The organism is Pseudomonas sp. GV085 (assembly GCF_003050925.1).
Lineage (GTDB): Bacteria > Pseudomonadota > Gammaproteobacteria > Pseudomonadales > Pseudomonadaceae > Aquipseudomonas.
Map to the genome: position 1 here is coordinate 1 of NZ_QAOV01000015.1, position 13,530 is coordinate 13,530.

The window sequence follows — 13,530 nt, forward strand, 5'->3', positions numbered from 1 at the left end:
AATGACGGTCTCTGCCCCGCGCACGCTCTTCAACTCTAGCTCCCTCAGTTTGCTGCGCGACAGCGCGGCGTCGAAGACGAGGCGGCCCCTCCTACGGGTTTTGCGTACACCCGCAAAATGACGGTTGTACCGGACCCCTGTAGGAGCTGGCTTGCCAGCGAAGCTTTTCAGACCTTCAACACCTTCCCGCCAATCGCCACCGCCACCAGCAGCACCGCCATCAAGGCAAAGGCAAAACTCAGGCTGCTGCCATGGGCGATGAAGCCGATCACGGCCGGTCCCGCCAGAATGCCCGCATAACCCAGGGTGGTAATGGCCGGCACGGCGATGCTTTCGGGCATGACGGTCTGCTTGCCGACTGCGGTGTACAGCACCGGCACGATGTTCGAACAACCGGCACCCAGCAGCGCATAACCCACCAGCGCCGCCTCCCAGCTCGGTGCGAACGTCGCCAGGAACAAGCCTGCGGCAGCCGTCAGCCCGCCGAACACCATCACCCGTGTCGCGCCCAACCGCCGTACGATTTTGTCACCGGTCAAACGCCCGGCAGTCATGGTCAAGGCAAACGCCGCATAACCAAGCCCCGCATACGCCGTGTCTATACCGCGTTCCTGCGCCAGGAACACTGCGCTCCAGTCCAGCGCCGCGCCTTCGGCGAGAAATACAATGAAGCACATGCCCCCGATGAACAGGACGATGCCATGGGGTACCGCAAACGCCGGCCCCGAACTCTCGCTGCCGTAGGGCAACAGGTGCGGCACGGCCTTGGCCAGCGCGATCAGCAACATCACGATCACCACCAGCGTGGCCCCCAGCGGGGAAATCCCCAGGCCAAGCAATCCGCTGACACCCGCCGCACCGACAATCCCACCCAGGCTGAACAGGCCATGGAAACCCGACATCATGTTTTTGCCGCTGGCGCGCTCGACGATCACGGCTTGCAGGTTGACCGTCGAATCCACCGTGCCCAGGCCCGCGCCGAACATGAACAGCGCCGCGATCAAGGCCGGAATCGATGACACCGTCGCCAGCAGCGGCAGGGCGGCACAGATCAGCAGGGTGCCGCCGGTCGTCACCCGCCGGCAGCCGAAACGCGTGGCCAGGATCCCGGCCAATGGCATCGCCAGGATCGAACCCACCCCCAGGCACAGCAGCAACAATCCCAGGGTGCCTTCATCCAGCCCGGCCCGGGCCTTGGCATAGGGCACCAGCGGCGCCCACGCGGCGATGCCGAACCCGGCGATGAAAAAGGCGATGCGCGTGGACATTTGTTCCAGGCGGCCTGGAACGAAGGTGGTTTGACTGTTGAGGCTGGTCATATCAATCCCTGGCAAAAAAACGTCACGTCCTCAACGGACAGTGATCGACCGGTGAGGGTTCGATCAGTGCCTGGAAAGTTTTACGGTCAAACAGGGCGACATCCTTGCACAGTGCCGCTGTTTTTCGCGATATGTTGAGCCATTCCAATGACACGCGGAGGGCGCCATGGCGCAGCGGTACGATGCACGGGGCAATATTTACATCGTGGTAGCGCCCGAAGAACTGCGCCGCCAGGGTATCGACCTGCCCGATCAGGCCAGCCAGGCAACGAAAACCCTCGAAGCCTGGGCGGTGGCCGCAATCGAGGCTTGCTGCAGCTGGGCTCCAGGCACTCGACCGTCCGGCAGCAAGGATCATCGCAGCGACGGATTGCTGGTCGGACCGTTTCAGTCGTCGCCACCCTTTGATCTGTTGATCGTCAACACCGACGGTACCCTGGCCGAGCGCAGTGGCAACGGACTGACGATTTTTTCCCAGGCCCTCAGCGATCAAGGGCTGTTGCCGCAGAACGAAGCCTGTCTGCTCAGGGTTCATCACGACAAGGCTGATACGCCTTCGCCGGGGCAGACTTCAGTGAAAGCCGCAGAGGTAGATGGTGTGAAGGGTTTCTGGCTCGATCTGGGTCAGCCGGGATTCGGGCCGGCGGCGGTCAGTGCTCACGGGGTTGCAACGGCGATGTTCAACGGCCGCGAACTCAGCCACGTTAAACAGTTGTCGGCGCTCAATGGCGCCTGGTCGCGTAGCCAGTTCGCGCGGGTCGGTAATCCGCATTGCGTGACGCTGGTGGAAAACGCCGACGACTTGCCCGGCAATGAGCAGATGCGAGAACCGGGATTGTCTGAGGGGCTGACGCGAATCGCCTACGCGATGCCCACCGGGGCAGGGCAGCCCTGTGCGGCGGGGATCAATCTGCAATGGGCCACGCGCTTGTCCGAAGGGCACATCGCCGCGCGGGTATTCGAGCGCGGCGAGGGGCCGACGGCGTCTTCGGGGACCAGCGCCAGCGCGGTGGCCTGTGCGGCGTGGCGGGTAGGTTGGGTGACTGCCGGGGAAGTGAAGGTGACGATGCCGGGTGGCACGGCGCCGATCTTGCTGGAAGAGGAGATGGGGGAATTGAGTCGGGTCAGTCTGTTTGGTACGGCTCGAATGGTGGATTGACTTCGAAATAGCCATCGCGAGCAGGCTCGCTCCTACAGGTTTTATGTCGTTCACAAAACCTGTAGGAGCGAGCCTGCTCGCGATGGGGCCAGTCCGGTCAACGCAAATTTCAGCTCAGACCAGCAAACTCCACCACCGGCATCGTCCGCTTCATCAACACCTTGCCATTGCGTATCGAGTACAGCGGCAACCCCTGGCTGCGGATCACCTCGTAATCACTCTCTGCCGACAGAATCAGCAGATTCGCCGGCCGCCCACGTTCCAGGCCATAGCGATCGCCGAGGTTCATGGCTTTGGCGCTATTGTCCGTCACCAGGTCCAGCGCACTTTGCAGGTTGCGATAACCGAGCATGTGGCAGATGTGCAGCCCGGCTTCCAGCACCCGCAGAATATTGCCATTGCCCAGCGGATACCACGGATCGACGATCGAGTCCTGGCCGAAGCATACGTTCATGCCCGCTTCCAGCAACTCGTTGACCCGGGTCACGCCCCGGCGTTTCGGGAAACTGTCGAAGCGCCCTTGCAGGTGGATGCTCTCAGTGGGGCAGGAGACAAAGCTGATCCCCGAATGCCCGAGCAGGCGAAACAGCTTGGCGCAGTAGGCGTTGTCGTAGGAGCCCATGGCCGTGGTGTGACTGGCCGTCACCCGTGAACCCATGTCGCGGCAGCGGGCCTCTTCGGCGAGCACTTCGAGAAAGCGCGAATGCGGGTCGTCGGTTTCGTCGCAATGCACGTCCACCAGGCAGCCGCTGCGTTCGGCCAGGTCCATCAGGAACTTCACCGAGCTGACGCCCTGGTCGCGGGTGTATTCGAAATGCGGAATGCCGCCCACCACGTCCGCCCCCATGCGGATGGCTTCCTCCATCAACTCACGACCATTGCGGTAGGACTCGATGCCTTCCTGGGGGAACGCGACGATTTGCATATCGACCAGATGCCGGCTTTCCTCGCGCACCTCGAGCATCGCCTTGAGCGCGGTCAGTTGCGGGTCGGTGACGTCTACGTGGGTGCGCACATGCTGGATGCCATGGGCGGCGAGGGCCTGAATGGTTTTCCTGGCCCGGACCTTGGTGTCCTCCAGGGTGATGGTCGCCTTGCGCTCGCCCCAGCACTCGATGCCTTCGAACAGCGTGCCGCTCATGTTCCAGCGCGGATCACCGGCGGTCAGGGTCGCGTCGAGGTGGATGTGCGGCTCGACGAAGGGCGGCACCACCAGATTGCCGCCAGCATCCAGATCGTCGGGGCCCAGGGTCGGGGCTTCGATCTGGCGGGTGATGCTGCTGATCAGGCCGTTTTTCAGGTACAACTCATGCAGGCCTTCCTGGTTGCGCAGACGGGCGTTGATGATGTGCATCGGGCGAGTCCTTTTGGCGAATCGTGTAGGCAATACCTCTACGTTAGCTCGGTGTCGGCAACTCTTGCCAGTGACATTGATCAGCGCAGTCCAAATGTGGGGATGGGGTTTGTTCAGGAATATTACTGCCGAGGCAAAAACCGCAGCAGCGCCGCGACTATGGCTTCGGGCGCGTCTTCCTGAACCAGATGACCGGCGTTGGGTATCGGATAAAACTGCGACCCTGGAATCATCCGGTGCAGCGCGCGCCCGCGTTCGATGGAAATCCACTGATCGTCTTCACCCCAGAGAATCTGCACCGGGCAGCGTATCGTCGGGTACAGCCCCTCAGCTTCACGGGTATAACGCTCGTCCATCTGCGCGATCTGCCGATAGAACGCTGCTTGCCCCGGCTCTCCCAGCCATGGCTGCACATAGGGGGCGAGTTCGGCGTCGGGGATTTCGCGCTGGATGGCCCCGCGAATATAGGTCGGCACGATGGCGCGCTGGATGTAATCGGGCAGTCCGCTGAACGCCGCTTCATGCTGACGCACATGCTGCACGAACGGCGAACCCCAGGGCGTCAGCGCCACCGGGTCGATCAGCGTCAGGCTGCGGTAATCCTTGCCGTTGAGCAGATGTGTGCGCAGGGCGGTGGCGCCGCCGAAGTCGTGGGCCACCACGTCGGGGCGATCCAGGCCCCAATGTTCCAGCAACTGTGCCAGCAACTGGTTTTGCACGCCGAGCGAGACATCGGCGTCGGGTTGCGCCGACTGCCCATAGCCCAGCAAATCGAAGTAGTAGACGCGGTGAGTGGCCGTGAAATACGGTGCGATCCGGTGCCACACGCAAGAAGAAAAGGGCGTGCCATGCACCAACACCAGCGGCGGGCCGTCGCCGCGCACGGCGTAGCGCACCTGATGTCCGTTGAAGGCAAAGACCTGATCCAGCGGCCAGTCAGTCATGGGTTTGTCCTCTTGGCGGGGGAAGACGCAAAAGCATAGGCATAAAAAAACAGCCGATGAAGGCTGTTCTTTATTTCCCTGACAAAACGCAGGTCCCTTGTAGGAGCGAGCCTGCTCGCGAAGAACGTCAACGATAACGCGTGGTATCTGGCAGTCCGCGGTGCTCTGGCGTCCATCGCGAGCAGGCTCGCTCCTACAGGGGGGGTCTTTATTCGCCGCGATAGATGCAACCGCTGGTGCAGGTTTCGTGGATACGGATCGCACTGAGCTCCGGCAGCAATGGTTTCATTTCCTGCCAGATAAACTTGGCCAAGACTTCACTGGTCGGGTTTTCCAGGCCCGGAATGTCGTTCAGGTAGTTGTGGTCCAGGCGCTCGTACAGCGGCTTGAAGATTTCCTTGATTTCCGAGAAGTCGCGGATCCAGCCAGTGTGCGGGTCGAGGTCGCCGCTCAGGTGGATTGCCACTTTGAACGAGTGACCGTGCAGGCGGCCGCATTTGTGGCCATCCGGTACGTGGGGCAGGCGGTGGGCGGATTCGAAGGTAAATTCTTTGAAGATTTCCACAGTTTTTCAGCTCTGTTCAGGTGGCGTTCGCCGCAGCGATTCGGGCAGGTGGCGAGTTTACCAGTTTGTCCTGACTAAAGGGTCAGCAAGCGCTCGCCGAGGCGACCGTTGGCGGCCAGTTCGAGGAATTCGTCCCCCATGCGGCGGCTTTCATCCATGGTCGTGCGCCAGTATTTCTGCCGGCTCGGGGCGTCGCCCATGAAGCGCTTGAAGTCGTTGCGGTCCGGCAGTTTGCCGTAGGGCAGGCGCGCCAGGTAGTCCTTCGACGGCGCCAGCAGCAGCACGTTTTGCAAGCGTGCCGGGCAGGCGCGGCGCCATGGCAGGGTCTTGTCGAACCAGCCGGGAATCACCCGGTCGGTGAAGTGCGGGTAGAGCACAATGTCGTTGCCGCTGTAGGGCAGGTCCAGGTGGTAATCCAGCAGGCCGCCGTCGCGGAAGGTCCCGGTGCCGGCGCCCGGCAGGTCGCGCACCCCTTCCATCACCATCGGAATCGAGCCCGAGGCGAGCAAGGCCTGGCGCAAATTGCCGGCGTTGAGGGCGACGAAGCGCGACGGGAAGTCATTCAAGGCATTGACCGGCGGCGCCAGGCGCGGGTCGTGGATGATCAGGCGTTCGAAGTGCCGGGCCAGCCGCGCCCGGCCGCGCAGGTTGTCGGCGATGACCGAGGACAGACCCAGCCCGAGGCGGCCGCGATGATCGTCGGCCAGCAGGCCGTGGCTTTTGACCACCATGATGTTCAGGCGGTAATCACTGTTGCCGAGGATCGAGGCGTCGCGACCGTCGAGCAGCTCATTGAGCATGCGCCGGGAACTCTGGCTGATCTGCGCCATGGTCACGCCCTTGGCGAAATTCTGCTCGGTGTACAGCTGCCCGAGACGCCGGATGCCCTCGGCGGCGTCCGGCAGACAGGCGCTGGCGAAGCGCCAGGAACCCACTGATGCACCAATCAGCGAGCGTTCCCGCGGTGCCGCCGGCAGCCACTCGCCGAACAGCGCCAGGTCCAGTCCCTGAATCCCCAGCGCCTTCGGACCGCCGGCCGCACCGGGCAAGGTGCCGACCTCGGCGGCGTTAAGGCCGTTGGCGCGGATGTGCGCACAGGCGCGCGGACCGGCCTTGAGGGTCAGGGAAGGGAACTTGATGTGGATGGCGGTCATACCGGTCTCGATGTGTGTAGGAGCTGCGGTGTCAGTGATGATGGCAATTCAGATTCAATTAAGTTCAGCGGGTTAAGGTGGCTCGCCTGGACCCCGACGCAACGCTGAGGTAGCGCGACGCTGATACCATAGTGGCTTTCGAGAAGCTCACACCACTGGCACCGACCGGGATCTGGAATCAGACGCTGTCAGCGGGCAGGTTCTCAAGAATCATCAGGATTGGTAATGAAGGTGTTTCTATTCAAGCGATGCACCGGCAGCTGGATAGCGCTGGTGCTTCTGGCTTTTTGCTCGGCAGTGATGGCCCGCGACCTGGACCAGGATGAAGCCCTGCGCCTGCGTCAACAGGGCGTGATCCTGCCGCTGGAGCAACTGTTGCAGCAGGCAATGGATCGCTACCCCGGCGCGAAACTGCTGGAAGCCGAGCTCGAAGAAAAACACGACGTCTACATTTATGAAGTCGAACTGCTGACCCCTGAAGGTGTGGTCCGCGAACTGGGCATCGACGCCACCACCGGCCGTTTACTCAAAGACAAGGAAGACTGATCCATGCGTTTGCTGCTGGTGGAAGACCATGTGCCCCTGGCCGACGAACTGCTGGCCGGCCTTGACCGCCAGGGTTATGCGGTGGACTGGCTGGCCGATGGTCGCGACGCGGTGCTTCAGGGCAGTACCGAACCTTATGACCTGATCGTCCTCGACCTCGGTTTGCCGGGTGTGCCGGGGCTGGAGGTGCTGGCGCAATGGCGCGCCACAGGGCTGGCCACGCCGGTGCTGATCCTGACCGCCCGTGGTTCCTGGGCCGAGCGCATCGAAGGCCTGAAGACCGGCGCCGATGATTACCTGACCAAACCCTTTCATCCCGAAGAGCTGTTTTTGCGCATCCAGGCGTTGCTGCGCCGCTCCCATGGCCAGGTCAACCAGCCAACGCTCCAGGCCGCCGGGCTGCACCTGGACGAAGGTCGGCAGTGCGTTGTCCGCGACGGTGCGGACATTCAGCTGACCGCCGCGGAGTTTCGCCTGTTGCGTTATTTCATGCTGCACCCCGAGCGGATCCTCTCCAAAAGCCACCTCGCCGAGCACCTCTACGACGGTGAAACCGAGCGCGATTCCAATGTGCTGGAAGTCCACGTCAACCATTTGCGCCGCAAGCTCGGCAAAAGTGTGATTGAAACCCGTCGCGGCCAGGGTTACCTGTTCGGCGGGCAAGCCCGGTGAGATCGATCCAGCGCCGCTTGAGCCTGGGCCTGATCAGCGTGATGGTGGTCGTTGGCCTGGTACTGGCGCAAACCAGCCTGTGGTTGTTCGAAATGAGTTTGCAGCGCTACCTCGAAGCCGGGTTGCGCAACGACAGCGAGAACCTGCTGGCGGCACTGGTGCGCGGGCCGCAGGGCTTGCAACTGGATGAACGACGCCTGTCACCGGCCTATCAGCGGCCGTTTTCCGGGCATTATTTCCGCATCGATCTCGCCGACGGCCATTGGCGTTCCCGTTCTTTATGGGATCAGGAATTGCCGGTGCTCGATCACACCGGCCTGCATGGCAACCTGCAACTGGGGCCGGAAGGGCAGCAGTTGCTGGTCCTGCGTTCGGACTATCGACGTTCGGGGGTGCCGATCTCCATCAGCGTCGCCGAGGATTACACGCCAATACGCGAAAGTTTCCGGCTTATGCAACAGCTCGGGTTGGGCCTCGGTTTGACCGGGTTGCTGCTGATCCTGCTGCTGCAACGGATCACCGTGCGCCGCGCCTTGCGCCCGCTGGAACAGGCGCGCGAACAAATCGCGCAGTTGCAACAGGGCCAGCGCTCGCAACTCGACGATCGGGTGCCGGTGGAACTGGAGCCGCTGGTGGCGCAGATCAACCACTTGCTGGCCCACACCGAAGACAGCCTCAAGCGCTCGCGCAATGCCCTGGGCAATCTCGGCCACGCGTTGAAAACGCCGCTGGCGGTGCTGTTGAGCCTGGCCTCGAGCGAACAGCTTGAGGCGCACCCGCAACTGCGCAAGACCCTCAAGGAACAACTGCAACAGGTCGAGCAACGACTCAATCGCGAACTCAATCGTGCGCGGTTGTCCGGCGATGCGCTGCCGGGCGCGCTGTTTGATTGCGATGCTGAACTCCCCGGACTGCTGGCAACCCTGAACATGATCCATGGCGAACACCTGGCGCTGAGCTACCGCGCACCGACCGGCCTGCAATTGCCCTGGGATCGTGAAGACCTGCTGGAACTGCTGGGCAACCTGCTGGACAACGCCTGCAAATGGGCGGATGCCGAGGTGCGGCTGAGTGTGGTCGAGCGGGCGGAGGGGTTTGAACTGAGTGTGGAAGATGATGGGCCGGGCATTCCCGAAGAGCGTCGTGATCAGGTGTTCAGTCGGGGGACACGGCTGGACGAGCAAACCCAGGGGCATGGTTTGGGGCTGGGGATTGTGCGCGATATCGTTGATAGCTGGGGCGGCAAACTGTCGTTGCTGGAAAGCGAGTGGGGCGGATTGAAGGTCGTCATCGAGTTGCCCAAACACACCTGAGGCCACACCAAGAACCCTGTAGGAGTGAGCCTGCTCGCGATGGCGGAGTGTCAGTCGATGAAAATGTTGGCTGACACACCGCCATCGCGAGCAGGCTCACTCCTACATTGATTTGTGTTGTGTCTGGCTTATGTGTGATGAATCTCCCGATCCTTGGTTTCCGGCATGAAGAAAATACCCAGCACAGCCGTCATCACCGCGATGATGATCGGATACCACAGCCCGTAGTAGATATCCCCAGTGGCCGCCACCATGGCGAACGCCACTGTCGGCAGGAAGCCACCGAACCAGCCATTGCCGATGTGATAGGGCAGCGACATCGAGGTGTAGCGGATGCGCGCCGGGAACAGTTCCACCAGCCAGGCGGCAATCGGCCCGTAGACCATGGTCACGTAGATCACCAGGATGGTCAGGAGCAGTAGCACCATCGGGTAGTTGGTCTTGGCCGGGTCGGCCTTCTCGGGGTAGCCGGCGTCCTTGAGGGCAGTGACGAGGTTGGCGGCAAAGGCGTCGTTCCTGGCCTTGAAGTCGGCGGCCGGCATGCCGGTGCCCTCGAAGCTCTCGATCACTTTCTCGCCAATGCGCACCTGCGCAACAGCGCCCGGCTCGGCGTTCACGTTCTTGTAGGGGATGGCCTTTTTAGCCAGCACGGTCTTGGCCAGGTCACAGGAACTGGTGAATTTGGCCTTGCCCACCGGGTCGAACTGGAACGAACACTGGCCGGGATTGGCGATGACCGTGACCGGATTCTTCTCCTGCGCAATGAACACGTCCGGGCTACCGTACTGGGTCAACGCATGGAAGATCGGGAAATAGGTCACGGCCGCCAGGATACAGCCGGCCATGATGATGCCTTTGCGTCCGATGCGGTCGGACAGGCTGCCGAAAATGACGAAGAACGGCGTACCGATCAGCAGCGAGCCGGCGATCAGCAAATTGGCGGTCTGCGGGTCGATCTTCAGCGTCTGCAGCAGGAAAAACAGCGCATAGAATTGCCCGGTGTACCAGACCACTGCTTGACCTGCGGTACCACCGAGCAGGGCCATGATCACGATCTTGAGGTTGTCCCAACGAGCGAAGGACTCGGTCAACGGTGCCTTGGAGGACTTGCCTTCGGCTTTCATTTTCATGAACACCGGTGATTCGCTCAATTGCAGGCGGATGTACACCGAGATGATCAACAGCAGGATCGACAGCAGGAATGGAATCCGCCAACCCCAGGCTTCGAAGGCTTCTGTGCCCAGAGCGGTGCGGCAGGCGAGGATCACCAACAGTGAAAGAAACAGACCGAGGGTGGCGGTCGTCTGAATCCAGGAGGTGAAGTAGCCTCGTTTGCCCTTGGGTGCGTGTTCGGCCACGTAGGTCGCTGCGCCGCCGTACTCACCGCCCAGCGCCAGGCCTTGCAGCAGGCGCAGGCTGATCAGAATGACCGGCGCGGCTACGCCGATGGTCGCGTAGCCGGGCAGCAAACCCACCACAGCCGTGGAAATACCCATGATCACGATGGTGATGAGGAAGGTGTGTTTGCGCCCGATCATGTCGCCCAACCGGCCGAACACGATGGCGCCGAAGGGCCGGACGGCGAAGCCGGCGGCGAAGGCGAGCAGGGCGAAGATGAAGGAAGTCGTTTCGTTGACGCCGGCAAAGAAGTGCTTGGCGATGATCGCCGCGAGGGAGCCGTACAGGTAGAAGTCATACCATTCGAACACGGTGCCCAGGGACGAGGCGAAGATGACCTTGCGCTCCTCCCTGGTGATTCCGCGGTTGGGCGTGCTGCCCGTGGCTGTGCCGTAGATTGCCGTCATGAGTATTCTCCGTCTTGCTCTTGTTGTAGGCCGGAGTTCCCACCATCAATTACCGTACCCAGGCCCTGGGGCTGATGTCATCGGATTACGGGTCTTGCATAGAGGTTGACGCCACAAAATGCTGCAAGGTTCCTTGAAGCATAATCCGCTTGCGGCAGATATCCACTCGCCATCATTTTGTTGGGCTGCGCGCAGAAACAAATGTAGGAGCGAGCCTGCTCGCGATGACGGAGTGTCGGACACATTGATGTTGAATGTGTCACCGCCATCGCGAGCAGGCTCGCTCCTACAGGGGACTTGCCGGGTTCAGACGCGGAACTGATCCATCAAACTCTGCTGCTGGTTCGCCAGGCTGTTGAGCGACTGGCTGACCCGCGCCGATTCATTGGCCTGGCCCGACAGCGACTCGGTCACGTCGCGAATGGTCGCCACGTTGTTGTTGATCTCCTCGGCCACCGCGCTTTGCTCTTCGGCGGCACTGGCGATCTGCATGTTCATGTCGTTGATCACGGTCACCGCGTCGCCGATCTGGCGCAGTGCCGTCACGGCCTGGCCAACCTGCTCGACACTGCCCTGGGCCTGACGATGGCTGTTGTTCATCGAACCCACCACCTGCTGGGTGCCGTTTTGCAGTTGTTCGATCACCAGACGGGTTTCTTCCACGGACTCCTGGGTTCGCCGCGCCAGGTTGCGCACTTCATCGGCCACCACGGCAAAACCGCGTCCGGCCTCACCGGCACGGGCCGCTTCGATCGCGGCGTTGAGGGCCAGCAGGTTGGTTTGCTCGGCTATCGCACGGATCACTTCCAGTACCGTGCCGATCTTCTCGCTGTTGGCGGCCAGGCCTTCGACCTGGATCATGGCCGCGCTCATGTCGGCGGCGAGGTTGTCGATGCTGGCGGTGGTGCGGTCGATCACGGTCAGGCCCTGGCGGGTCGCCTGATCGGCATCCCGCGCGGCATGGGCCGCTTGCGCGGCGCTGCGGGCGACGTCCTGGGCGGTGGCGCTCATCTCGTGGGAGGCGGTCGCCACCTGATCCACCTGACGGTATTGCTGCTCCATGCCGGCGCTGGTCTGGGCGGCGATGGCGGACGACTGGTCAGCGGTGCTGCGGGCGTCCTGCACCGAGCGTTTCACTTCGGCAATGATCGGTTGCAGCTTGTCGAGGAAACGATTGAACCAGCCGGCCAGTTGGCCCAGCTCATCCTGCTTGTCGTAAGCCAGTCGGCGGGTCAGGTCACCTTCGCCGCTGGCGATGTCTTCGAGCATGTGTGCCACGCCGAGGATCGGTCGGGTGACGCTGCGGGCCATCAGCCACACCAGCACCAGGCCCAGCAGCGCGGCGAGTACCCCCAGACCCAGCTCGACCAGCGTACCGGTGGTATTGCTGTCATCGAGTTGCTTTTTCAGGGCTTCGGCGGGGCCGACCAGGACTTTCTCCGGCACGTCGAGCAACACGCCCCAGGATTTACCGCCGGGAATCGGCTGGAACGGTGCGAGCACTTTCAGTTGCTGCTGGCTGTGCAGGCTGGCGATTTTGCTGCTGGCGGCGAGCATGCGCAGCAGTTCGGCGCCGCTGGCCTTGTCCACGGCATCCAGGCGCTGGCTGAGTTTGCTGGCGTCCGGGCTGTAGCCGGCGAGCAGGCCGGCCGGGCTGATGATGCTGACGCTGGTCTGGCCGTCGTAGAGTTTCTTGCTCGCCCCCAGGCTGACTGCTTGCAGGCTGTTGAGGTTGATGTCGACCGACAGCGAGGCCATGACCTTGCCGTTGACCATCAGCGGGAAAACGATGCTGGTCATCAGCACGTTCTGACCGTCGATCTCATAGAAGTAGGGTTCGATCACGCACGGCTTGAGCGTGGTGCGCGGGCAGGTGAACCAGGCGTTGGCCGCTTCACCGCTGGGGCCGGCGCTGGTATCGGCCATGTCCTTTTCCGGCAGTGCCATCGACGTCACTTTGCCCGGCGTCGGCTGCGACCAGTAGAGGGCAAAACGGCCCTTGTCGTTGCTGCCAAGTTCCGCTTGCCCTGCGAACAGTTCGTCCTTGCCGTCCAGCCCGTTGGGTTCGAACACCAGGGACAGGCCGAGCAGTTCCGGGTTGGCTTGCAGGGCCGACTTGACCTGGCGGGTCAGGTCTTCGCGCAGGTCGAAGGCATCGAGAAAACGCTTCTCGGCCTGGTCGCGCAGGAACAGCACCTGCCGCGAGAAGCCGTGGCCGTACTGATAGGCGTCCATGAACTGCTGGCGAATCCCCAGCGCCTGGTTTTCGCCCTGGGACTCGATCCGCGCCTGGGCCGCTTCGGTCAGCATCTCCATGCTCGAGGCTTTCACCAGCCCGGAGCTGTGCTCCATGCGGTACAGCGAAAGACCCACCAGCAGGGTCACGATGCCCGCCAGGCACAACCCGGCCAGCAGGGTGATTTTCCATTGAATGGAAAGTTGTCTGAGTGGCATGGAGACGTCCTTATTCGATAAATATCTGAGACTTTGCCCTGTAGCGGCCGCGATCCGGCTTTCTTTATGCCGAGCCAATGAATATCGCCCCCCCCCCCACACACGTAGGAGCTGCCGCAGGCTGCGATCTTTTGATCTTCAGCGCCATCAAGGGAATGAAAAGCAAAAGATCGCAGCCTGCGGCAGCTCCTACCGGGAATTGTGTTGGCTTTGACAAGGCGGCAGCGGTCCGGCAAAGTGCGCGC

The 13,530-nt window shown here is 62.2% G+C and carries 11 protein-coding genes and 1 pseudogene; 4 read left to right on the forward strand and 8 right to left on the reverse strand.

What is annotated here, in order from left to right; translation table 11 throughout:
- Window positions 1–167 precede the first annotated feature (167 nt).
- Window positions 168–1,319 carry an MFS transporter gene (locus C8K63_RS25410; RefSeq protein ID WP_108219182.1) on the reverse strand — a complete coding sequence of 384 codons (1,152 nt, stop codon included), beginning with the start codon at window positions 1,317–1,319 and terminating at the stop codon, window positions 168–170.
- Window positions 1,320–1,485: 166 nt separating this feature from the next.
- Between C8K63_RS25410 and C8K63_RS25415 the strand changes: the two genes are divergently transcribed.
- On the forward strand, window positions 1,486–2,478 hold the full coding sequence (locus C8K63_RS25415) for a diaminopimelate epimerase (protein WP_108219183.1): 993 nt from the start codon (window positions 1,486–1,488) through the stop codon (window positions 2,476–2,478).
- A gap of 109 nt (window positions 2,479–2,587) precedes the next feature.
- On the opposite strand, the gene codA is transcribed toward C8K63_RS25415, so the two are convergent.
- From codA to C8K63_RS25440, 4 genes are all read right to left on the reverse strand, one after another.
- Window positions 2,588–3,832, reverse strand: a complete 1,245-nt coding sequence (gene codA / locus C8K63_RS25420; RefSeq protein ID WP_108219184.1) for a cytosine deaminase — start codon at window positions 3,830–3,832, stop codon at window positions 2,588–2,590.
- Window positions 3,833–3,954: 122 nt separating this feature from the next.
- Window positions 3,955–4,776: an alpha/beta fold hydrolase gene (locus C8K63_RS25425; protein ID WP_108219185.1), complete on the reverse strand. Its 822-nt coding sequence runs from the start codon at window positions 4,774–4,776 to the stop codon at window positions 3,955–3,957.
- A gap of 208 nt (window positions 4,777–4,984) precedes the next feature.
- Window positions 4,985–5,341 carry a 6-carboxytetrahydropterin synthase QueD gene (gene queD, locus C8K63_RS25435; protein ID WP_108219187.1) on the reverse strand — a complete coding sequence of 119 codons (357 nt, stop codon included), beginning with the start codon at window positions 5,339–5,341 and terminating at the stop codon, window positions 4,985–4,987.
- A 74-nt stretch (window positions 5,342–5,415) separates the two neighbouring features.
- The gene (locus C8K63_RS25440) at window positions 5,416–6,495 is read right to left on the reverse strand and encodes a hypothetical protein (RefSeq protein WP_108219188.1); all 1,080 of its coding nucleotides are present in this window, start codon (window positions 6,493–6,495) and stop codon (window positions 5,416–5,418) included.
- 225 nt (window positions 6,496–6,720) lie between these two features.
- Between C8K63_RS25440 and C8K63_RS25445 the strand changes: the two genes are divergently transcribed.
- The 3 genes from C8K63_RS25445 to C8K63_RS25455 are packed head-to-tail and all read left to right on the forward strand — an operon-like array spanning window position 6,721 to window position 9,026.
- On the forward strand, window positions 6,721–7,041 hold the full coding sequence (locus C8K63_RS25445; protein WP_108219189.1) for a PepSY domain-containing protein: 321 nt from the start codon (window positions 6,721–6,723) through the stop codon (window positions 7,039–7,041).
- Window positions 7,042–7,044: 3 nt separating this feature from the next.
- Window positions 7,045–7,713, forward strand: a complete 669-nt coding sequence (locus C8K63_RS25450; RefSeq protein WP_108219190.1) for a response regulator transcription factor — start codon at window positions 7,045–7,047, stop codon at window positions 7,711–7,713.
- Window positions 7,710–9,026 carry a sensor histidine kinase gene (locus C8K63_RS25455; RefSeq protein ID WP_108219191.1) on the forward strand — a complete coding sequence of 439 codons (1,317 nt, stop codon included), beginning with the start codon at window positions 7,710–7,712 and terminating at the stop codon, window positions 9,024–9,026. Before C8K63_RS25450 ends, C8K63_RS25455 begins: the two co-directional genes overlap by 4 nt.
- 128 nt (window positions 9,027–9,154) lie before the next feature.
- Here C8K63_RS25455 and C8K63_RS25460 read toward each other — a convergent pair whose 3' ends face one another.
- The 3 genes and pseudogenes from C8K63_RS25460 to C8K63_RS31280 all read right to left on the reverse strand — a co-directional run.
- Window positions 9,155–10,831, reverse strand: a complete 1,677-nt coding sequence (locus C8K63_RS25460) for an MFS transporter (protein ID WP_108219192.1) — start codon at window positions 10,829–10,831, stop codon at window positions 9,155–9,157.
- A 306-nt stretch (window positions 10,832–11,137) separates the two neighbouring features.
- Window positions 11,138–11,893 (reverse strand): methyl-accepting chemotaxis protein, encoded by a 756-nt coding sequence (locus C8K63_RS31275; protein WP_371319125.1) that lies wholly within the window; start codon window positions 11,891–11,893, stop codon window positions 11,138–11,140.
- Between the two features lie 102 nt (window positions 11,894–11,995).
- A pseudogene (locus C8K63_RS31280) lies at window positions 11,996–13,285 on the reverse strand (HAMP domain-containing protein); the annotation flags it as partial.
- Window positions 13,286–13,530: the final 245 nt, after the last annotated feature.

Excerpts from the sequence above, each read along its gene's own strand:
- C8K63_RS25410 (WP_108219182.1), bottom strand. The coding sequence starts at position 1,319 with ATGACCAGCCTCAACAGTCAAACCACCTTCGTTCCAGGCCGCCTGGAA.
- C8K63_RS25460 (WP_108219192.1), bottom strand. The coding sequence starts at position 10,831 with ATGACGGCAATCTACGGCACAGCCACGGGCAGCACGCCCAACCGCGGA.
- codA (WP_108219184.1), bottom strand. The coding sequence starts at position 3,832 with ATGCACATCATCAACGCCCGTCTGCGCAACCAGGAAGGCCTGCATGAG.
- C8K63_RS25445 (WP_108219189.1), top strand. The coding sequence starts at position 6,721 with ATGAAGGTGTTTCTATTCAAGCGATGCACCGGCAGCTGGATAGCGCTG.
- C8K63_RS25450 (WP_108219190.1), top strand. The coding sequence starts at position 7,045 with ATGCGTTTGCTGCTGGTGGAAGACCATGTGCCCCTGGCCGACGAACTG.
- C8K63_RS25415 (WP_108219183.1), top strand. The coding sequence starts at position 1,486 with ATGGCGCAGCGGTACGATGCACGGGGCAATATTTACATCGTGGTAGCG.
- C8K63_RS31275 (WP_371319125.1), bottom strand. The coding sequence starts at position 11,893 with ATGGAGCAGCAATACCGTCAGGTGGATCAGGTGGCGACCGCCTCCCAC.
- C8K63_RS25440 (WP_108219188.1), bottom strand. The coding sequence starts at position 6,495 with ATGACCGCCATCCACATCAAGTTCCCTTCCCTGACCCTCAAGGCCGGT.
- C8K63_RS25425 (WP_108219185.1), bottom strand. The coding sequence starts at position 4,776 with ATGACTGACTGGCCGCTGGATCAGGTCTTTGCCTTCAACGGACATCAG.